At 72.5% G+C, this 20,091-nt stretch carries 20 protein-coding genes; 12 read left to right on the top strand and 8 right to left on the bottom strand.

Going from position 1 to position 20,091, the window contains the following annotated elements:
* The 4 genes from RM590_RS09180 (at position 1) to RM590_RS09165 (ending at position 3,202) form a co-directional block, all read left to right on the top strand.
* Positions 1–537, top strand: a complete 537-nt coding sequence (locus RM590_RS09180) for an HNH endonuclease (protein WP_311703930.1) — start codon at positions 1–3, stop codon at positions 535–537.
* A 201-nt stretch (positions 538–738) separates the two neighbouring features.
* The gene (locus tag RM590_RS09175; protein WP_394813844.1) at positions 739–927 is read left to right on the top strand and encodes a hypothetical protein; all 189 of its coding nucleotides are present in this window, start codon (positions 739–741) and stop codon (positions 925–927) included.
* Positions 927–2,945, top strand: coding sequence for a 4-alpha-glucanotransferase (gene malQ / locus RM590_RS09170; protein ID WP_311703929.1), 2,019 nt, complete (start codon positions 927–929; stop codon positions 2,943–2,945). The genes RM590_RS09175 and malQ overlap by 1 nt, the downstream gene beginning before the upstream one ends.
* Positions 2,946–2,980: 35 nt before the next feature.
* A complete protein-coding gene (locus RM590_RS09165) occupies positions 2,981–3,202 on the top strand; it encodes a hypothetical protein (protein WP_394813832.1) in 222 nt (73 codons plus the stop codon).
* Between the two features lie 82 nt (positions 3,203–3,284).
* Here the strand turns inward: RM590_RS09165 and RM590_RS09160 are convergent, their stop codons facing one another.
* Positions 3,285–3,971, bottom strand: coding sequence for a fascin domain-containing protein (locus RM590_RS09160; RefSeq protein ID WP_311703928.1), 687 nt, complete (start codon positions 3,969–3,971; stop codon positions 3,285–3,287).
* Between the two features lie 432 nt (positions 3,972–4,403).
* Here RM590_RS09160 and RM590_RS09155 point away from each other — a divergent pair, with 432 nt between their 5' ends.
* Genes RM590_RS09155 through RM590_RS09145 form a run of 3 tightly spaced genes read left to right on the top strand, consistent with a single transcriptional unit; the run spans position 4,404 to position 5,438 of the window.
* Positions 4,404–4,673 carry a hypothetical protein gene (locus RM590_RS09155; protein ID WP_311703927.1) on the top strand — a complete coding sequence of 90 codons (270 nt, stop codon included), beginning with the start codon at positions 4,404–4,406 and terminating at the stop codon, positions 4,671–4,673.
* A complete protein-coding gene (locus RM590_RS09150) occupies positions 4,666–5,304 on the top strand; it encodes a DUF6879 family protein (RefSeq protein WP_311703926.1) in 639 nt (212 codons plus the stop codon). Before RM590_RS09155 ends, RM590_RS09150 begins: the two co-directional genes overlap by 8 nt.
* 11 nt (positions 5,305–5,315) lie before the next feature.
* Entirely contained in the window at positions 5,316–5,438 is a 123-nt protein-coding gene (locus RM590_RS09145; protein WP_311703925.1) for a hypothetical protein, read from the top strand.
* Between the two features lie 99 nt (positions 5,439–5,537).
* On the opposite strand, the gene RM590_RS09140 is transcribed toward RM590_RS09145, so the two are convergent.
* On the bottom strand, positions 5,538–5,771 hold the full coding sequence (locus RM590_RS09140; RefSeq protein WP_311703924.1) for a DUF397 domain-containing protein: 234 nt from the start codon (positions 5,769–5,771) through the stop codon (positions 5,538–5,540).
* Positions 5,772–5,776: 5 nt separating this feature from the next.
* On the bottom strand, positions 5,777–6,661 hold the full coding sequence (locus RM590_RS09135; protein ID WP_311703923.1) for a helix-turn-helix domain-containing protein: 885 nt from the start codon (positions 6,659–6,661) through the stop codon (positions 5,777–5,779).
* A gap of 245 nt (positions 6,662–6,906) precedes the next feature.
* On the opposite strand from RM590_RS09135, the gene RM590_RS09130 reads away from it, so the two are divergent.
* Together RM590_RS09130 and RM590_RS09125 are read left to right on the top strand one after the other, a co-directional pair.
* On the top strand, positions 6,907–7,380 hold the full coding sequence (locus RM590_RS09130) for an NUDIX domain-containing protein (protein WP_311703922.1): 474 nt from the start codon (positions 6,907–6,909) through the stop codon (positions 7,378–7,380).
* The gene (locus tag RM590_RS09125) at positions 7,377–7,631 is read left to right on the top strand and encodes a hypothetical protein (RefSeq protein WP_311703921.1); all 255 of its coding nucleotides are present in this window, start codon (positions 7,377–7,379) and stop codon (positions 7,629–7,631) included. Before RM590_RS09130 ends, RM590_RS09125 begins: the two co-directional genes overlap by 4 nt.
* A 25-nt stretch (positions 7,632–7,656) precedes the next feature.
* On the opposite strand, the gene pepN (RM590_RS09120) is transcribed toward RM590_RS09125, so the two are convergent.
* From pepN (RM590_RS09120) to pepN (RM590_RS09105), 4 genes are all read right to left on the bottom strand, one after another.
* The gene (pepN, locus tag RM590_RS09120) at positions 7,657–10,221 is read right to left on the bottom strand and encodes an aminopeptidase N (protein WP_311703920.1); all 2,565 of its coding nucleotides are present in this window, start codon (positions 10,219–10,221) and stop codon (positions 7,657–7,659) included.
* A gap of 116 nt (positions 10,222–10,337) precedes the next feature.
* Positions 10,338–13,646: a S8 family serine peptidase gene (locus RM590_RS09115; RefSeq protein WP_394813831.1), complete on the bottom strand. Its 3,309-nt coding sequence runs from the start codon at positions 13,644–13,646 to the stop codon at positions 10,338–10,340.
* A 136-nt stretch (positions 13,647–13,782) separates the two neighbouring features.
* Complete coding sequence (locus tag RM590_RS09110) at positions 13,783–14,796, bottom strand: hypothetical protein (RefSeq protein WP_311703918.1); 1,014 nt, start codon at positions 14,794–14,796, stop codon at positions 13,783–13,785.
* Between the two features lie 114 nt (positions 14,797–14,910).
* Positions 14,911–17,511: an aminopeptidase N gene (gene pepN, locus RM590_RS09105; protein ID WP_311703917.1), complete on the bottom strand. Its 2,601-nt coding sequence runs from the start codon at positions 17,509–17,511 to the stop codon at positions 14,911–14,913.
* Positions 17,512–17,679: 168 nt separating this feature from the next.
* Here pepN (RM590_RS09105) and RM590_RS09100 point away from each other — a divergent pair, with 168 nt between their 5' ends.
* A complete protein-coding gene (locus RM590_RS09100; protein WP_311703916.1) occupies positions 17,680–18,309 on the top strand; it encodes a mycothiol-dependent nitroreductase Rv2466c family protein in 630 nt (209 codons plus the stop codon).
* A gap of 127 nt (positions 18,310–18,436) precedes the next feature.
* On the opposite strand, the gene RM590_RS09095 is transcribed toward RM590_RS09100, so the two are convergent.
* The gene (locus tag RM590_RS09095; protein WP_311703915.1) at positions 18,437–18,898 is read right to left on the bottom strand and encodes a GNAT family N-acetyltransferase; all 462 of its coding nucleotides are present in this window, start codon (positions 18,896–18,898) and stop codon (positions 18,437–18,439) included.
* Between the two features lie 94 nt (positions 18,899–18,992).
* On the opposite strand from RM590_RS09095, the gene RM590_RS09090 reads away from it, so the two are divergent.
* Positions 18,993–19,574 (top strand): biotin transporter BioY, encoded by a 582-nt coding sequence (locus tag RM590_RS09090; RefSeq protein WP_311703914.1) that lies wholly within the window; start codon positions 18,993–18,995, stop codon positions 19,572–19,574.
* A 37-nt stretch (positions 19,575–19,611) separates the two neighbouring features.
* Complete coding sequence (locus RM590_RS09085) at positions 19,612–20,088, top strand: ribose-5-phosphate isomerase (protein WP_311703913.1); 477 nt, start codon at positions 19,612–19,614, stop codon at positions 20,086–20,088.
* The last annotated feature ends 3 nt before the right edge of the window (positions 20,089–20,091 follow it).

Below are 20,091 nucleotides of genomic sequence, written 5' to 3'. Positions count from 1 at the left end.
GTGCCACACGTCTTGGTCCTCAACGCGTCGTACGAGCCGCTGGGTGTCGTACCGGTGCGCCGCGCACTGATCCTTCTTCTCAACGACAAGGCGGTGAGCCTGGAGGACTCGGAAGCGCTCATGCGCAGTTCGACCCAGGCCATACCCGCCCCGAGCGTCGTGCGCCTCAAGCGCTTCGTCCGCGTCCCCTACCGCACCGCCGTCCCGCTCACCCGCCGCGCCCTGTTCGCCCGCGACGGCGGGCGCTGCGCCTACTGCGGCGGCGTGGCCACCAGCGTCGATCACGTCATCCCGCGCAGCAGGGGCGGCCAGCACGCCTGGGACAACGTGGTCGCCGCCTGCCGTAGCTGCAACCACATCAAGGCCGACCGGCACGTCGCCGAGCTGGGCTGGCGGCTCCGACATACGCCCGGCCCGCCCTCCGGGCTGGCCTGGCGCATCATCGGCACCGGTCACCGCGATCCGCGGTGGCTGCCGTATCTGCGCCCCTATGGAGCCGACGACGCCCTTGCCCGCATCGAGGGCAGATCGGCCTGATTCAGCAATATCGACAGGACAGGCCCTGGCCCGGCGGAAGAATTTCCGCCGCAGGCCGCGTGAGCTGTGTCGCTTTCCCGTCGCGGGGACGGGTGCGGTGGCGTTGACTGGGTAGAGCAGTACCGAGTCCGCCGCCGTCAGTGAACGGAGTGACCCGTGGCCAAAGCCGCCGGGATCGACCCCCTGGACCATCTGGAACGGCTGGAGCGGTTGGAGAAACCGGCCCTGATCCCGTTGCCCCCGCAGTCCGACACCCGCGAGGTGCCGCTGACCAGCGAGCCGCCGCTGGCCGACCTCACCCCGCTGACCTCCGAGCAGCCGCTGGCCGTCGAGCCACCCCTCACCTCCGAGCCCAGCGGCAACGGCGGCGCGGAGCCCGTCGCAGTCTGATGGAGCGGCTGACGCGCCTCGCCGCGGCGCACGGCGTCGCCACCTCCTACGCACCCGCGCCCGGCACCCGCGTCCAGGTGCCCCCGGACACCGTCGTCGCCGTTCTCGCCGCGCTCGGCGTGGACCCCGACGCCCCCGAGCCCCGCCCCCGGCCCCTGCTCCCGCCCACCGTGGTCCGCCGCCCCGGCGAGCCGCCGCCCGAAGTCCCCGCCGGCACCGCCCTGCGCGTCACCACCGAGGACGGCGTCACCTTCGAGTACGGCGAGGCGCCCCTCCCGCTCGGCTTCCACACCCTGCGCGCCGCAACGCCCGACGGCCGCGCCGCGCACGCCACGCTGATCGTGCCGCCCGACCGGCTGCCCGGCCCGCCCGGCCGCACCTTCGGCTTCCTCGTCCAGCTCTACTCGGTGCTCTCCGCCCGCTCCTGGGGCATGGGCGATCTCGTCGACCTGGCCGACCTCGCGAGCTGGGCCGGCCACACGCTGGGCGCCGGCTTCCTCCAGCTCAACCCGCTGCACGCCGCCGTCCCCGGCGCCGCCGGCGAGCCCACCGACCCCTCCCCGTACCGGCCCGGCACCCGCCGCTTCGCCGACCCCGTCCACCTGCGCGTCGAGGACATCCCCGAGTACGCCTACCTGGACGCCGACGCCCGGCGGCGCGTCGACCAGCTCCTCACCCGGGCCGCCGCGCTGCGCGCCGCCGTGCTGGACAAGCGCGCGCCCATCGACCGGGACGCCGTGTGGGCGCTCAAGCTCCGGGCGCTGGAGATCGTCCGCGCCGTCCCGCTCGGCCCCGGCCGTCACGCCGCCTACTGCGCCTTCCTCGCCCAGCAGGGCCGGGCCCTGGAGGACCACGCCACCTGGTGCGCGCTCGCCGAGCTGTACGGACCCGACTGGCGGGCCTGGCCCGCCGGCCTGCACGACCCCCGCTCCCCGGAAACGGCCCGCGCCCGCGGCGACCACCTGGCCCGCATCGACTTCCACAGTTGGCTGGCCTGGCTCACCGACACCCAACTGGCCCGCGCCCAGCGCGTCGCCCGGGCCGCCGGCATGCCGATCGGTCTCGTCCACGACCTGGCCCTCGGCGTACACCCCCATGGCTCCGACGCCTGGGCCCAGCAGGACGTGCTGGCGACCGGCATGTCCACCGGCGCCCCGCCCGACGCGTTCAACGAACGCGGCCAGGACTGGGGCCTGCCGCCCTGGCGCCCCGACGCCCTCGCCGAGCGCGGCTACGTGCCCTACCGCGAGCTGGTCGGCGGCCTGCTGCGGCACGCGGGGGCGCTGCGCGTCGACCACGTGATGGGGCAGTTCCGGCTGTGGTGGATCCCCGAGGGCGCCGCGCCCGCCGACGGCACCTATGTCTCCTACGACGCGCGGGCCATGCTCGCCGTGCTGGCGGTCCAGGCGCACCGGGCCGGCGCGGTCGTCGTCGGCGAGGACCTGGGCACCGTCGAGCCCGGCGTCCGCGAGGACCTGGCCGACCGCGGCATCGTCGGCACCTCCGTGCTGTGGTTCGAACGGGACTGGACCCGCCGCGGCCACCCGCCGCTGCCCCCGGGCGACTGGCGCGCCGGCTGCCTGGCGACGGTCACCACCCACGACCTGCCGCCCACCGCGGCCCGGCTGGACGGCTCGCACGTCCGCCTGCGCGAACGGCTCGGGCTGCTGGCCGCCCCCGAGGACGCGCTGCGCGCGGCGCTGGCGGAGAGCGCCGAGTGGCTGGACGAGTTCGCGCGCCTGGGGCTGCTGCCGCCCTCGGCGGACGAGGAGGAACGGATCGCCGCCGCCTACCGCTTCCTGGCCCGTACCCCGGCCCGGATGATCGGCATCTGGCTGCCCGACGCGGTCGGCGACCGCCGCCCGCAGAACCTGCCCGGCACCTGGCGTGAATACCCCAACTGGCGGCTGCCCGTCGCCGACGGCTCGGGTCGCCCCGTCTCCCTGGAGGAGCTGGTCGCCTCGCCCCGCGTGGCGGCGCTGGTCACGGCCGTCCGGGAGGAAATGGCGGGGGTGTGAGGGGGCGGCGGGAAGGCATTCGTTACTGTGGGTCCGTGGCCAACCTGAACAAGAAGCGCACCGCCGCCGTGGCGGCCGGCGTCACGCTGCTGACGCTGATGTCCTCTCCCGCGGCCCAGGCCCTGGACCGCGACGACGGCGACGACCCGGGCCCGGGCCTGAGCGTCGCCGAGACGCTGGGGCTCTTCGTGCTGACCCCGATTCTGCTCTTCGCGGTGATCGCGGGCCTGGTCGTCCTGAGCGACCGCCGACGCTGACCGGCTTCTTTCGCCGTCACGACACCGGCCGTGCCCCGCGCGCGAGGCGCGGGACACGGCCGGACGCCGGTGCGGGTGGGCGTTACTCGGTGTCTCCGTAGACGAACGTCTCCCAGGTGCCCGTCGCCGCGTCGGGCGTGCGGGCGCGCAGCAGGTACTGGAGCGAGCCGCCGTAGTTCTTCTCCACGCTGACGAACAGGCCGTTCAGCTCGGACCGCAGGTAGATCTCCTCCGGGGCCTCCTCGTAGTACCACATGGTGAACGTCTCCCAGCCGCCGATGCCGGCCGACCGGGCGCGGAGCATGTTCTGCCGGTCACCCGGCATGTTCTTCTCGACCGCGACATACAGGTCGTTGGCCTCGGAGCGGATGCCGAAGGTCTGCGGCTCCCCCTCCTCCACGTCCTCCGGGTCCTCCCAGACGAGGGTGAACTTCTCCCAGGACCCGTTGAACCAGTCCGACCGGGCGCGCAGCAGGCCCGTGTTCGGCGCGCTGTAGCCCATCTCGGCGGTGGCGAACTGCCCGTTGAGCAGCGACTGGATGGCCACCGGCCCTTCCTCGACCGCCATGGTGGAGAACTCGGTCCCGGACGAGTCCGCCAGCAGCGCCTCGAACTCCGCCTGGCCGAGTGGCACCATGCCCTCCGGCGCCGCGGGCGCGGACTGCGCGCCGGTGGCCCGCGGGGTGGCGGTGGCCGTGGTCGACGCCCCCAGCGTCGAGACGGCAAGCAGGCCACAGATGGTTGCGATGGCCGCAACGTTGCGTCGCATGTATGTCCTCTTTTGTCAGCTCACGTGGCCGGACGCGAGTCCCCCCACCCGTGAGCGATGAACATGAACTCTCCTTACAATTCTCATACATTGCCATCGAGGGACGGTCGCCGGCCCCTGCTTTTTCGGAAGATGGCGTGATGGCGTCGTCACGTGTGGTTCGCGAACCGGCGCGGCCGGGCGCCGGTCCGTCCAGTGCTCCCGCTCGTCGCCCGGGGTGGACGGCGCGGGCGCGGGTCGGCTCGCCGGAGTTGCCCGGTACCTGCCCTCGGCGCAGGAGGCGCGTTTCACAACTCCCCTTACGTGCTTGTCGGTTCATCGCTTGAACGCCGGTCCGGACACCCGCGCGGGCCATTGAGGCGAGTAACCACGAGGCTTACACTCGGTAACGCGCCGATGGCGGCGCGATCACAGAAGACGCAGGGGGCAGCCATGGCACGTGCCTGGGAGGCCGATCCGGCCGCGTTATTCGTGCGGCGGCTGGGGAAGTCGGCCGAGGAGCTGGGGAATTCCAAGGACGGTGACGAGTGCCCGGACATCTGGCAGCTCGACAACGGTGACATCGCGGTCATAGGCCGGGACCTGACGGCCGCCTACGGCCCCCGCCTGCCGGCGGGCGTCACTCTCGCGCCGGACGAGCGGCTCGTCGTCATCCCCGGAAACATGCTCAGCGCGGCGAAAGCGGACATCCCCGATGCTTGATCTCCAACCACCGGCCCTCGATCCCACCCGTGGCGTCCGGCTCCTCCGTTCCGTCTACCGGCCCGATTTCCGCAGCCGTAACGCGGAGATCCAGAACCGGGACTCCTGGAAGTTCGAGCGACGGCAGCACTTCGAGGAGCAGAACGACCCCAGCAGGGACGCCCTGACCCGGGGCGACTGGAACGAGGCCCTGCGGCTCCTCGAAGAGGAACGCGACGACATCCGGCAGGCCGTGCGGGCGGACGCGGGGCGCGGATCCGTCTTCCACCGGGTCCGCATCGTCGAGGAGCCGCTGACGCCCTATGTGCAGTGGGAGTTGCACGCGTTGCGCATCCAGGCCGAGTGCGGTCGGCGCATCCGCGTCGTGAGAGCCGAGCGGGTGAGCCCGCTGGAAAGCGGTGGGCCGCTGCCCGAGGTGGTCGTTCTCGGCGGGGCCACTCTGTACGACATCGCCTACACCGACGAGGGCGTCCCGGACGGCGCGACCCGTTACGAGGACCCCGACGTGGTCCAGGGGTGGGAAGCGTTCATCGCCCGGCTCTACGCGGACGGCGAGGACGTGCGCTCCTACGTCGAGCGCAGCGTGGCCCACCTGCCACCCCCGCAACTGAGCATGGGAGCCGGCGATTAAGCAGCGCGACGGTGACGAGGAGCGCCCCGGCGGCGCCCCGGCGGCACTGGGCGGAGGCGCTGCGGCTGCTGGCCGGCTACGACGACCCCCGGGCGGCGCGCATACGCGAGCGCGTGGCCAGTCGGCTCGCGTAGCGCGCAGCCGCCCGTCCGCTCCGGTGCGGAGCGGACAGGCGCGCTACCGGCGCACGGGCTGGCCCGCGCGCCCGGGAGGGGGTGTGGGACCTTGGCGCCTCAGCGGGCGTCGGCCGCACCGTCGAAGGCGCCGGCCTTGACCGCCGTCAGGAAGCCGGTCCACGCGCCTTCCGGGAAGACGAAGGCCGGGCCCTGGCGGTCCTTGGAGTCGCGAACGGCCATGGCGCGGCCGGTGAGCCGGGCTCCCTCGACGCAGTCGGCGCCCTGGTCATTGCTGTAGCTGGAGGTGAACCAGGCGGCGGGACCGAGGGCGTTGGACCCTGTAACGATCATGTATGTCAGTGCTCCTTGATGGCCTTCTTGATCATGGTCAGGGACTCTAGCGGCCCGGGGGCCAGTGCTTGGAGGTCGGTGAACGCCTCTTCGTACCGGGCGACAACGCCCTCCGCGCGACTGACCCACGCGTCGGCCATGTTCTCAAGATGGACGATCGACCGGGGAGTGGCGCCCTCCGGGAAGTGCAGCACGACGAATTTGCCGTTCATCCCGGCGTGGGATCCCGCGTGGAACGGGACGACCTGGACCCGGACGTTGGGCAGCGTCTCGGCCAGCTCCACGATATGGGTGAGCTGGCCCCGCATGAGGGCGCCGTCCCCCACCCGCCGGCGCAGCACGGCCTCGTTGACGATCGCCGTGAGCTTGAGCGGATCCACGGTGCGGCGCAGTACCTCCTGTCGTGTGATGCGCACCGTGACCACCCGGTCCAACTCCTTTGGACTGATGCCCGGGTGCGCGCGTTGGTGGATCACCCGGACATAGGCTTCCGTTTGCAGTAGTCCAGGAACGAACTCTGCCTCGTAGTTGTGCAGCGAGGACGCGGTCGCCTCCAGGCCGAGGAACGCCTTGAAGCCGGGCTTGATCAGCGGGCGGTACTCCGCCGACTGCCACCAGTCCCGCCGGGTTTTGGTGACCGCCGCGTAGTCCATCAGCAGGGCACGGGTCTCCTCGTCGGCCCCGTAGATCCCGCACAGCGCCATGACGTCCGCCGGTTCGACCGACGCGTTCTCGCCGGTCTCCAGCCGGGTCAGCTTGGACGGGCTCCACAGGAGCCGCTTCGCGACCTGACTGGCCTTCAGCCCGGCAGCCAGGCGCAACCGGCGCAGATCACTGCCGAGTTGGAGTCGGCACAGGGCGGGTGTGGCCGACTCGATGTCTGTGATCATCCGCGGTCCTCTCTGCTTCCAGTCTGGCGGCGAGCGTTCTGCTCCCGCAAGGAACGTTCTGCGCCATAGCGGGAGTTGTCGCCCCCGAGGGAGTGCTCCCGGCTTGCGGCGAAAAGTCGCGCAGAACTTTGATTCCGGAATGCGGTTGAAGCCCATTCCGGACATGGCGTTCTCGCTGCCATTCTGAAGTCAGTCGCTCACGCAGCGCAATAGGGCCTGGTGGAGCGGACAGAAAAGGAGCAAGCATGCACCGCGAAGAGGACGTTACCGACCCGCCGCCGCGCCGGGTGGCGGTCGGGGTGGCGTTGCTGCGCCAGGCGAACGGGGATGTGCTGCTGGTCGAGAAGGCGCGGCGGAACGGCCGGGCGCGGTTCGGGCTGGCGGGTGGCGCGGCGCGGGCCGGGGAGTCGGTGAACGTCGCCTGTCAGCGGGTGGTGCGGGAGGAGACCGGGCTGGTCATCGTGCCCAGCCGGGTGCTGGTGATCCACCACACGCCGGTGGCGGAGAACTACACCGTGGTGTTCGACGGAGGGGTCGTCCCGGACAACGGTCAGCCGCCGGTGCTGGTCGGGGCCGCGCCCGAGGAGCTGCGGCAGTTGGTGGCGCCCGCCGTCCAGTGGTGCGTCGATGTCGCGCTGGACGCGCTGCGCGGCGGTCCCGTGCGGGTGCTCGTCGGGCAGCCCGACTTCTCCTGCGGGTTCGGGGAGTTGGCGCGGTGACCGCCGCGCGCATACGCAGGCCCGGCGTGCTCGTCTCCCTGGAAGTTGACGCGGGCACCGTCCAGCGGGGAGACCAACTCATGATCGGAGGACAGGCGTTCACCGTTCAGGACATGACCACGATCGCGCGTGGCGCCAAACGGCTGGAGTTCGCGACGGGGGAGAGCTTCACCATGCGGCCCACCACCATCCTGTGGGCCGCCCGCCGCATCGATCCGCGGCTGTCGCGCTGGAACCGGCCCCGGCGCTGATCGGGAGCGCCGGGGCGGCTGTCGTTCAGGCGGAGGCGGCGTCCGCCGCCTGCGCGTTGAGCGCGCGCTCGACGCCCGCGCGGGATTCCGTGACCAGGCGGCGCAGGGCCGGGGAGGGGTCGGAGGTCGCCAGCCAGGCGTCCGTGGTCTCCAGCGTGGCGCGGGAGACCTGGAGCGTCGGGTAGAGGCCGACCGCGATCTGCTGGGCCATCTCGTGGCTGCGGCCCTCCCACACGTCCTTGACCGCCGCGAAGAACTTCTCGGTGTAGGGGGCGAGGAGTTCGCGCTGGTCGGTCTGGACGAAGCCCGCGATGACCGCCTCCTGGAGGGCGTTGGGCAGCTTGTCGTCCTCGACCACCGAGGCCCATGCCTCTTCCTTGGCCTCCGGCGTCGGGCGCGCGGCCCGGGCCGTGGCGGCGTGGCGTTCGCCCGCCGAGGTGGCGTCGCGGGTCAGCTCCGCCGCGATGGCGTCCTCGTCCGCCCGGCCGGTGGCGGCCAGCCGCTGCACCAGCGCCCAGCGCAGCTCGGTGTCCACCGCCAGGCCGTCGATGGTCACCGCCCCGGAGAGCAGGCCCGCCAGCACGTCGAGCTGCTCACCGGTCCGGGCCGTGGCCGCGAACGCCCGGGCCCAGGCCAACTGGTGGTCGCCGCCGGGCTCGGCCGCCCGCAGCTTCGCGAGCGCGGCCTCGGACCAGGTGGCCAGGCCCTCCTCGCGCCACTCGGGCGCGGCGTACAGGTCCAGGGCCAGCTTGACCTGCCGGTGCAGCGACTGCACGACGCCGATGTCCGACTCCTTGTCGATGCCGGACAGCACCAGCGCCAGGTAGTCGCGGGTGGCCATCTCGCCGTCCCGCGTCATGTCCCAGGCGGAGGCCCAGCACAGGGCGCGCGGCAGCGACTCGGTGAAGTCGCCCAGGTGGCGGGTGATCACGGCCATGGACTCCGGGTCCAGCCGCACCTTGGCGTAGCTGAGGTCGTCGTCGTTGAGCAGCAGCACGTCGGGGCGGCGGCGGCCGGTCAGCTCGGGGACCTTGGTCAGCTCGCCGTCCACGTCCAGCTCCAGCCGGTCGGTGCGCACCAGCGCGCTGTCGCGCAGCTCGTACAGGCCGACCGCGATGCGGTGCGGGCGCAGCACGGCCTCGCCCTTGGCGCCCGTCGGCAGCGCGGGCGCCTCCTGGCGGATGGCGAACTCGCCGATCGTTCCGGCGGCGTCGACCGTGATCTCCGGGCGCAGCACGTTGATCCCGGCGGTCTCCAGCCAGGCCCGGGACCACGCCTTCAGATCCCGGCCGCTGGTCTCCTCCAGGGCGGTCAGCAGGTCGGTCAGCCGGGTGTTGCCCCAGGCGTGGCGCTTGAAGTACGTCTGCACGCCCCGGAAGAACTCGTCCATGCCCACATAGGCGACGAGCTGCTTGAGCACGCTGGCGCCCTTGGCGTAGGTGATGCCGTCGAAGTTGACCAGGACGTCGTCCAGGTCGCGGATCTCGGCCATGATCGGGTGGGTGGACGGGAGCTGGTCCTGGCGGTAGGCCCAGGTCTTCATCTGGTTGGCGAAGCTGGTCCAGGCCTGCGGCCACCGGCTGCCGGGGGCGTGGGCCTGGCAGGCGATGGAGGTGTAGGTGGCGAACGACTCGTTCAGCCAGAGGTCGTTCCACCACTCCATGGTGACCAGGTCGCCGAACCACATGTGGGCCAGCTCGTGCAGGATCGTCTCGGCCCGCATCTCGTAGGCGGCGTCCGTCACCTTGGAGCGGAAGACGTACTGGTCGCGGATGGTGACCGCGCCCGCGTTCTCCATGGCGCCCGCGTTGAACTCGGGAACGAAGAGCTGGTCGTACTTGGCGAACGGGTACGGGTGGTCGAACTTCTCCTGGAACCAGTCGAAGCCCTGCCGGGTGACGTCGAACAGCGCCTCGGCGTCGAGGTGTTCGGCCAGGGAGGGGCGGCAGTAGATGCCCAGCGGCACCGTGCGGCCGTCGCCCTGCCAGGTGCTGTGCACCGAGTGGTACGGGCCCGCGATCAGCGCCGTGATGTAGGTGGAGATGCGCGGGGTCGGCTCGAAGCGCCAGACGTTGTCCCGGGGCTCGGGCGTCGGGGAGTTGGAGATGACGGTCCAGCCCTCGGGCGCGGTGACGGTGAACTGGAACGTCGCCTTGAGGTCCGGCTGTTCGAAGCACGCGTACACCCGGCGGGCGTCCGGCACCTCGAACTGCGTGTAGAGGTATGCCTGCTGGTCCACCGGATCGAGCGAACGGTGCAGGCCCTCGCCGGTGTTGGTGTACGCGCAGTCGGCGACCACGCGCAGCTCGTTGTGGCCCTCGACGATCGACGGCAGGGCGATGCGCGAGTCGGCGAAGACCTCACCGGGGTCCAGCGGGGTGCCGTTGAGCACCACCTCGCGCACCTCGGGCGCGACGAGGTCGATGAAGCTCGCCCCCGCCTCCCGCCCGGTGAAACGCACGGTGGTCTCCGAGCGGAAGGTGCCCCCCTCCTGGGCGCCCGAGAGATCGAGGACGATCTCGTAACTGTCCACGCCGAGCAGCCGCGCCCGCTCCTGCGCCTCTTGCCGGGTCAGATTCGTGCCAGGCACCTGGTGGTCTCCTTCGTCGTGCGGCGTCGTTCGCCATCCTTCCACGACGGCACGCGAAGGGGCGGGCGTTAAACAGCCCAGTGCTGTTGACGCCCGCCCCTCCGACGTGACAGGACCTACGGCGTCACGTGGTCGATCACCAGATTGCCCGTGCCGACGAGCGTGCCCGCCGCGTTCAGCAGCCGGACCTCGCCGAACACCTCACGGCCGTGGCCCGCCTCGGCCGCCGCCGCGGTGACCGTGATCTCCGCCCGGACCGACGCCGTCGCGCCCGTGTCCAGCTCGATGACCCGGTTCTCGTCGACCGCCACCGTGCCCAGGCCCGGGCTCAGATAGGCGTCCCGGTAGGCGAAGGTGGTGCTGCCCTGCGGCACGGAGTAGCCGTGCACCTCGATGGTGTACATGCCGGCCTCCGGGGCCTCGATGCGGACCTGCTCCTCCGCGGCGGGGCTGGTGGAGCTGTCCACCAGTTCGCCGTCGCGGTAGACGTACAGGTCGAGGTCGGCGCCCGGGTCGGCCGCCGCGCCGATCTCCGCGGTGAACGAGGAGACGTCCTCGCCGATGTGCACCTCGCTGGTCACGTACGCGCCGTGCTCGATGGTCGGCGTCGCGTTGTGCGCGGAGCCGAGCTCACCGGCCTGAAGCGAGCCCGCGATGGGCGCGAATTCGTTGGTCACGCCCCAGCCGACGCTCACCGGCACGCCCGCGTCGGCGTGCCCGATGCTCAGCGTCTCCGGGTCGAACCGGACGCCCAGCGCGGTCGGGGTGACCGTGTACGGGTTGTCCAGCAGCGGCGAGGTGCGCCGCGACTCGACCTCGATCTCCCACACGCCCGGGATCGGGTCATCGTAGGAACGCCGGTCCGGGCGGCAGGTGTTGGCCGGGTTCTCATAGTTGGGGTAGCAGTAGATGGTGCTGGAGTCGTCCGCCGGCGTGCCCCACGGGGTGATGGCGATCCAGCGGGTCTGGCTGCCCTCGGCCAGGCCGTCCATCGCGACCTCCAGCGTCCGGGCGCCCTCCGGGACCCGGACGAAGTACGAGGTGGAGTCGTTGCGCTGGACCGTGTCGGACTCGCTCAGCGAGAACGAGGGGCCGGCCAGGTCCTGCGGCACGATGACCGTGGCCAGGATCTGGTGGTCGGTGCCGCGGGTGCCGGCGTCGTTCACCTCCAGGATCGCGCTGTGCGCGCCCAGCGACCGCGGCCGGGCCTCGACGGTGACGGTGACCGGCTCGTTCAGCGGCAGCGACACGCTGGAGCGGCCGGTGAGCCGGAACGTGCGGTCGTGGTTGTTCACCAGCTCCAGCGAGTGGCGCACGGGCCGGTCGGGGCCGGTGGTGCGGGTGATGGTGATCTCGTAACGCTCCGACTCGCCGACGGCGGGGGCGGATTCGCGGTCGTAGACACCGGCGCCGCTGCCGGGGGTCGCCAGGAAGTCGGACATGGTGTGGTCGACCGGGGCCTGGACGGCGTACTCGTGCGCGGTGGCGCCGCGCGTGATCAGGTGCCAGGCGCCCTCGGTGTCCATCAGGCCGGAGCCCTGCTCGTGCGCCTGGACACCGCGGATCGGGTCGGCCGAACTGGTCAGCGCCGTCCGCAGATCGGCGGGATCGAGGTCGATGCGGCGCTGTTCGGCGGCGGACAGCAGCAGCGCCGCGGCGCCGGCCACCTGCGGCGAGGACATCGAGGTGCCCTGGAGCATGCCGTACCCGGGCGGCAGGGAGTAGCCGGCCTCGGCGACCGGGCTGCCCTGCTGCCAGGTCGGGATGGCGTTGACCGACGCGCCGGGGCCGGTGATGGTCGGCTTGAAGCCGCCGTCGTCGCGCGGGCCGGCCGAGGAGAACGGCAGCATCGCGTACCGAGTCCGCACGCCCGAGCCGTAGTTGGCCGCCCAGGTGGCCCGGGAGATGGCGGCGCCGACGCTGACGACCTTCTCGGCGACGGACGGGTCGCCGATGGTGTTGGTGCCGGGGCCGTCGTTGCCCGCCGAGACGAAGAGCTGGACGCCGTACGTGTCGATCAGCTCGGTGTAGAGGTGCGCCCGGGCGTTGTTGCCGTCGTTGAGGGCGGGCAGGCCGCCGATCGAGACGTTGACCAGGTCGACGTCGCGGTTGACGACGAGGTCGATCATGCCCTCGAAGAGCGCGGTGTAGGTGCAGCCGCCGCCGAAGACGCAGGCGCGCGAGGAGACGATCTGCGCGCCGGGGGCGGCGCCGTTCATCTCGCCGCCGAACAGGCCGTTGGCCGCGGTGATCCCGGCCACGTGGGTGCCGTGCCGGCCGGAGACGATGCCGATGTTGACGAAGTCGCGGGTCTGGCCGACCCAGTCGCCGCCGTAGGGGTCCATCGGGACGTCCTCGCGGATCTCCACGACGAACGGCAGGCTCTCGGCGACCTCGGTGGCCGGATCGTCGGTGCCGAAGTGGCCGATGTCGTAGTTCTCGCGGTAGGGCGCCATCTCGGCGTCGTCGGTGAAGTCGCCGTCGTTGTCGACGTCCACTCGGACGGTGCCCGCCTCGGCGTCGTACAGGATGCCCCAGGCGTCGGTGTTGTCGCCGTCCCGGTTCACGTCGCCGCCGATCTCGCCGATGGCGACGGCCTCCCGGAACACGTTGAACAGGTAGTCGCCCTCGGGCGCGGTGTACTCGCGGCCGTTGTTGACGAACGAGGGGCCGGAGACGGCCGTGAGCATCGGCCGCCAGGACCCGTCGCCGTCGATGACCGGGTCGGTCGCTGTCACCGAGTCCACGATCTTGCGGTCGCCGGTGGTGGTCTCCTGGAGGGCGGGGTGCGCGAGGTCGACGCCGAGGTCGAGCACGCCGATGGTGATGCCGCGGCCGTCGTAACGGGGGTGGTCCTCGACGAAGTCGACGGCGCCGGTCTCGTGGGCGGGCTGGTACGGGTTCTCCGCGGGGGTGTCCTCGTCGGGGCCGGGGTAGGTCCGGTCGGCGGATGCCCGGTCGTCGCCCGAGCCGGCCTCCGGCAGCGGATCCGGCACCTCTATCTCGTCGTTGAGGTCGATGGCGTGGACCGCCGCCAGGCCGGTGGCCTCCTCGATGGCGGCGTCGGCCCGGCCGGTGGGCACGGTGACGCGGACGTAGCCGATCTCGTCCTCGGTGAAGCCGACGGAGGCTCCCGATATGGCGTCCAGGCGGTCGGCGACCTCGGCCGTCTCACCCGGCTCGGCGGCGATCATCATCGTGACGAACGGCGCGTCCGCGGCCTTGGCCTCGGACAGCAGCGCGGCGTCCTGGGTGCCGAACTTCTCGCCGAGCGGCTTGTCCGGCACCGGCTCCGGTGTCTCCTCGGCCAGGGCGGGTACGGCCCCGGCGAGGGAGAGCGAGGCGACCAGGCCGGCGGCGAGCGCCACGCGGTGCAGGCGGCCGCGGCCCGGGGCAGAGGGGCGTGAACTGGGTCTCAGTGGCATGGGCATCCTTGTTCGGAATCCGGATCAGGATGACGGATCATCCTACGGACGCGATCACCAAATGTGGCGGGGTGAGGGGAAGTTGTCACATTCCTGCCAGTAACGTTTGTGTGAACGCGTCAACTCGCCACCTGCGCTAACGCGGCAGCACCACCACGTAACTGGCCCGGGGTCCGCGCGCCGCCTCGGCCAGCGCGGTGCGCAGCACGGCGGCCTGGCGCTCGGGCGACTCGCGCAGCGCGCGCGGCGTCAGCCGGGCCACTCTGATGCCCAGTCCGGACAGCGTCTGGTGCCGCCGGATCTCGTCCGCCTCCGTCGCGTCGTCCTCGGCCGGGGCGGGTACAGCCCCGGCGCCCCGCTGGGGCGGCACCCGGGCGTCGATCACGGCGGCGACGGCCGGCTCCGGCCAGTACGCGTCGACGTCGCACAGGAACGGGCCGTCCGGCAGCCACAGCCCGACGTTCCAGCAGGGGTCGGGCAGGCCCCCGGCCCGGACGGCCGCCAGGAGGCCCGCCTCGGCCAGCGTCCGGCTCTCCAGCCGCAGCGTGTCGATCGCGGCGGCCACCTGCGGCATGCCCAGCACCCGGCCCCGGGACAACTCCCTCACCACCGCGCCCGGTTCGCAGAACCCGGTGCGGACCGCCTCGGTCAGCAGCCGGCGCACGGCCAGCGCGTCCGGCAGCCGGCCGATGGCGTCGGCCAGGGCCCGGGGCACCGGCGCCACCGGGAACCCGGCCACCTCCACCGGCCGCGGCAGCCGGTGGGTGCGCACGATGCGTGCCCGGCCGACGGACCGCAGCCGCCGCACCCGCGGCACCAGCACGTCCACCCGGTCCAGCGCGGTCAGCGGCGGCACGCCGGTCAGCCCGTGCAGGCACAGCGCGGCCAGCCCGCTGACGACGGCCTCGCCGTCCCGGCCGCCGGTGTAGCGCAGCACGACGTGCAGCGTCTCCGCCGCGGAGGGCGGCCCGGAGTGCAGCAGGAAGACGCCGGGCAGCGGCATCTGCCAGGGGCCGCCGGGCCGGCAGCGCTCATGGGCGACGGCGGCCGAGACACCGTGCTCGCGCAGCTCCTGGGCCGTCATCACCTGGCACGGCGCGGCGGCGAGCTGGTGCAGCGGCCGGGGTGTGATGGGCGTGTTGTCGTTCATGCCCGGGCGATTCCCTCGACCGGCCCGTTTCCCCACCTCTGTTACAGACCCGTCGGCAAACAGGGACAACTCCGCCCCAATGCGCGGATGTTCGGGCAGCGGACGGGTGTGTGCCTACCGCGCGTCGGCGGCCTGGGCGCGCAGGGCGCGGGCCAGGTCGTCGCGGGCCTCCAGGACGAGGCGGCGCAGCGCGGGCGGCGCGTCGGCGTGGTCACCCAGCCAGGCGTCGGTGGCGTCCAGCGCGCGCCGGTTGCCCTGGAGCATGGGGAACAGGCCGCGCACCACGGCCATCCCGATCTCGATCGTCCGCTCCCGCCAGACCCGTTCGATCGCCTCGAAGTAGCGCGGCAGATACGGCGCCAGCAGCTCACGCTGCCCGCTCTGGCCGAAGCCCGCGATGGTCGCCTCGACCAGCGCGTTGGACAGCCGGTCCGACTCGACCACGTCCTGCCACGCCCGCTCCTTGACCTCGGCCGAGGGGCGCGCGGCCAGGCAGCGCACATGGTGGCGGCGGCCGGAGGCGGTGTCGTCGCGGGCCAGCTCGGCGGCCAGGTCGGCCTCCCCGGCGATGCCGTTCGCGGCCAGCGGCTCGGTGAACTGCCAGCGCAGCTCCTGGTCCACCTCCAGGCCGTCGATCCGGGCGGTGCCCGCCAGCAGCCCGGCGAGCAACTGGAAGTCCGCGTCGGAGACGGCGCAGCCGGCGAAGAAACGGGCCCAGGCGAGCTGGTGGTCGCTGCCCGGCAGGGCCCGCCGCAGCTCGCCCAGCGCCGCGGCGGACAGCTCATGGGCCGCGGCCTCGCGCCGGGGCGGGGCGCTGTAGTGGTGCAGGGCGGTGAACGCCCAGGCGTGCACCATCTGGAGCACCCCGATTTCGGTCTCCCGCCCGCCGAAGTCCTGGACCAGGCCGAGGAAGTCGCGGGCGGGCAGCAGGCCGTCGCGGGTCATGTTCCACAGGGCGGACCAGCACAGGGCGCGGGCCAGCGGGTCGGTGATGTCGCCCAGGCAGCCGCGCAGATTGGACAGCGACACCTCGTCGAAACGGGTCTTGCAGTACGTCAGGTCGTCGTCGTTGACCAGGACCAGCAGCGGCGCCTCCTCGCCGGCCAGCTCCGGCACGGCCGTGCGCGTCCCGGTGACGTCCACCTCGGCGCGGGCGTAGCGCACCACCGCGCCGCCCGGCTCCGCCAGCCGGTACAGGCCGACCGCCACCCGGTGCGGGCGCAGCGTGGGGTGGCTGTCGGGCGCCTCCTGGAGCACGCTCAGCTCGGTGATGCGCCCGGTGGCGTCGTAAGTGACATGCGGCGTGAGCGCGTTGACCCCGGCGGTGCCCAGCCACGCCTTGGCCCACTCGGCCATGTCGCGGCCCGAGGTCTCACCGAGCACGGCCAGCAGGTCGTCCAGCCGGGTGTTGCCATAGGCATGGCGCTGGAAGTAGCGGCGCGCGCCCTCCAGGAACGCCTCGCGCCCCACATAGGCGACGAGCTGCTTGAGAACGGAGGCGCCCTTGGCGTAGGTGATGCCGTCGAAGTTGAGCTTGGCGTCCTCCAGGTCGCGGATGTCCGCGGTGATGGGGTGCGTGGACGGCAACTGGTCGGCGCGGTAGGCCCATGCCTTGCGGCGGTTGGCGAACGCGATCCAGCCCTCCTCGAAACGCGTCGCCTCCACCAGCGAGAAGGCGCCCATGAAGTCCGCGAAGGACTCCTTCAGCCACAGGTCGTCCCACCACTCCATGGTGACCAGGTCGCCGAACCACATGTGGGACATCTCGTGCAGCAGGGTGTTCGCCCGGCCCTGGTACGCGGCGCGGGTGGTCCGGCCGCGGAAGACGTACTCCTCGCGGAACGTGACCAGGCCCGGGTTCTCCATCGCGCCGATGTTGTACTCCGGCACGAACGCCTGGTCGTACTTGCCGAACGGGTACGGGTAGCCGAAGTGCTCGTGGAAGAAGTCCAGCCCCTGCTTGGTGACCTCGAAGATGTCCTCGGGGTCGAAGTGCCGGGCCAGGCCCCGGCGGCACAGCGCGCCCAGCGGGATGTCGAGCGTCGAGCCGTCGGGCAGCTCGCGCGTGTAGTGGTCGGCCACGTAGTGGTAGGGCCCGGCGGCGACGGCCGTGATGTAGGTGGAGATGGGCCGGGTGGTGGCGAACGTCCAGGTCGCGGCCGGCTCGCCGGGGCCGGTCAGCTCCTCGCGGGCGGTCTCGGCGCCGTTGCTGAGGACGACCCAGTGCGCGGGCGCGGTGACGCGGAAGTCGAAGGGCGCCTTGAGGTCGGGCTGCTCGAAGTTGGCGAACACCCGGCGGGCGTCGGCCGGTTCGTACTGGGTGTAGAGGTAGATCTCGCCGTCCTCCGGGTCCGCGAAGTGGTGCAGACCCTCGCCGGTGCGGCTGTACGCGCAGGCGGCGTCCACGACCAGCTCGTTCTCCCGGGCCAGCCCGGTGAGCGCGACGCGGGAGCCGTCGAAGACCTGGTCCACCGCCAGGGACACCCCGTTCAGCGTGACGGAGTGGACGTGCGGCGCGAGCAGGTCGGCGAACGTCGCCGCGCCCTCCTCCGCGCAGGCGAAGCGGATCGTGGTGGTGGAACGGAACGTCCGCGGCCCGGTGGCCGGGGCGGGTTCGGTCGCGGACCGCAGGTCGAGGGCCACTTCGTAGCCGTGCACGGTCAGCAGCCGGGCCCGCTCACGGGCCTCGTCGCGGGTCAGGTTCTCTCCGGGCACGGCGGCTGTCTCCTTGTCCGTTCGCCGATCGCTGGACGCGTGTCAGCATGTCACGCGGCCGGAAGCGGGCGCACGAGCCGGGGCGACGCCGGGGCCGGAATGCGACGGGGATGTTCGGGCGTTGTCGCCGGGAAGCGACACGCGCAGGCACCGAAGAGGAGAGCCCCCATGACCGAGAAGACCCCGGCCGATTTCTGGTTCGACCCGCTGTGTCCGTGGGCGTGGATGACCTCGCGCTGGATGCTGGAGGTCGAGAAGGTCCGGCCGGTGGAGGTGCGCTGGCACGTGATGAGCCTGTCCGTGCTGAACGAGCCGCGGATGGGCGAGCTGCCGGAGCGATACGAGCGGCTGATGCGCGAGGGCTGGGGCCCGGTGCGGGTGTGCGTCGCGGCCGAGCAGGAGCACGGCAGCGAGGTGCTGGGCCCGCTCTACACGGCGCTGGGCACCCGTTTCCACAACCAGGGCCGGGACCGCGACCGGGCCACGATCGTCGAGGCGCTGGAGGAGGCCGGGCTCTCGGCCGGGCTGGCCGACGCGGCGGACTCCGACCGCTGGGACACCGAGCTGCGCGCCTCCCACAAGGCCGGGATCGACCTGGTCGGGCAGGACGTCGGTACCCCGGTGATCGCCGTGCCGGGCGCCGACGGCGGACAGATCGCGTTCTTCGGGCCCGTGGTCACCCCGGCCCCCAAGGGCGAGGCGGCGGCGCGGCTGTGGGACGGCACGCTGCTGGTGGCCTCCACGCCCGGCTTCTACGAGATCAAGCGGACCCGGGACGCCGAGCCGCAGTTCGACTGAGGTCGGCCGGCCCCCGCGCGACGCCTCCGCGCGGGGGCCGTTTCCCCGCCGCCCGCCTGTCCGAAGGTGAGAAGACGATCAGACGGCCGGGGGTTTCTTGTTGCGAACTACTCGCAACAGCACGCTATCAGCGCTCGGCCACCAGCACCTTGGTGAGGACCGTCGCCCCCCGCGCCGACTCGGTCTCCATCCCGCAGCGTTGGTAGAACGCCACGGCCGGTCCGCCGGTCGCCACCCACAGCCGCCGGTGCCCGGCCGCCCGGGCCCACCGCTCCAGCTCGGCGAACAGCGCCCGCCCGATGCCCTCGCCCCGGCGCCCGCGGCGCACGACGGCGCCGACGATCCACGGCGAGACATCGCGCCGCTCCGGTGGGTCGAACGGCGCCAGGCCCATGCCCCCGAGCACGGTGCCCGCGTCGTCCGACGCCACCCAGGTCACGGGCAGCGCCGCGCGGCCCGCCTCCGCGGCGGTCACGGCCACCCAGTCGTCCAGCCGGGGACGGGCCGGCTCCGGGCCCCACTCGTCCCAGCGCAGGGCGGCCAGACCCGGTATCAAGTCCGGGCGGTCGGCGAGGAGTTCGATATGCATGGCGTCAGTGTCGTGAAGCTCACGCCGAGATCGCCAGTAGGTTCGGTTAGCTTCATGGGGTCCCCGTTTCGCTTCACCCTCAGGGAGTCGTCCCATGAGCACAGCCGTCCTCGCCGATCTGCTGCCGGCAGCCACCGCACCCCGGGCGCGGGTGCGGGACGTGGCGCTGATCGTCGGTGGTGCCGCGCTGACCGGCGCCGCCGCCCAGCTCTCCGTGCCGGTGCCCGGTTCGCCGGTACCGGTCACCGGCCAGACGTTCGCCGCCCTGCTCATCGGCGCGTCGCTGGGCACCGGCCGCGCGCTGACCTCGCTTCTCCTGTACGCGCTGGCCGGGATGGCCGGGATGCCGTGGTTCTCGGAGGGCGCCTCCGGCTGGAGCATGCCGTCGTTCGGCTACATCATCGGCATGACCGTCGCCGCCACCGTGGTCGGCGCCCTCGCCCGCCGGGGCGGCGACCGCACCGTGCCGCGGACCATCGGGACCATGGCCGTCGGCACCGCGATCATCTACGCCGTCGGCGTTCCCTACCTGGCGCTGGACACCGGCATGTCGGCGGCCGAGGCCGTGGACGCCGGGCTGGTGCCGTTCCTGCTGGGCGACGCGCTCAAGGCCGCGCTCGCGATGGGCGCGCTGCCCGCCGCCTGGTGGCTGGCCGGCCGCCGGGATGCGGACTGACGAAAGTCCGCCGGGCGGGCCGTGCCAGACTCGTGTCATGCGCGTCTATCTCGGCTCCGACCACGCCGGCTACGAACTCAAGGCCCACCTCGTCGACTGGCTGAAGGACCACGGCCATGAGCCGGTCGACTGCGGCCCGCACACGTACGACGCCCAGGACGACTACCCGCCGTTCTGCCTGCGCGCCGCCGAGCGCACCGCCGCCGACCCCGAGGCCCTGGGCATCGTGATCGGCGGCTCGGGCAACGGCGAGGCCATCGCGGCCAACAAGGTCACCGGCGTGCGCTGCGCCCTCGCCTGGAGCGAGGAGACGGCCCGGCTGGGCCGGCAGCACAACGACGCCAACGTCCTGAGCGTCGGCGCCCGCATGCACACGCTGGACGAGGCCACCTCGTTCGTCGCCGTCTTCCTCGCCACGCCCTACTCCGGCGAGGAGCGGCACAGCCGCCGCATCCGCATGCTCGACGCCTATGAAACGGACGACACCCTGCCGCCGCTGCCCGGCCAGGACTGACCC

The sequence above is a fragment of the Streptomyces litchfieldiae genome (assembly GCF_031845365.1).
Lineage (GTDB): Bacteria > Actinomycetota > Actinomycetes > Streptomycetales > Streptomycetaceae > Streptomyces > Streptomyces litchfieldiae.
This window is presented reverse-complemented; position numbering and strand designations above follow the sequence as displayed.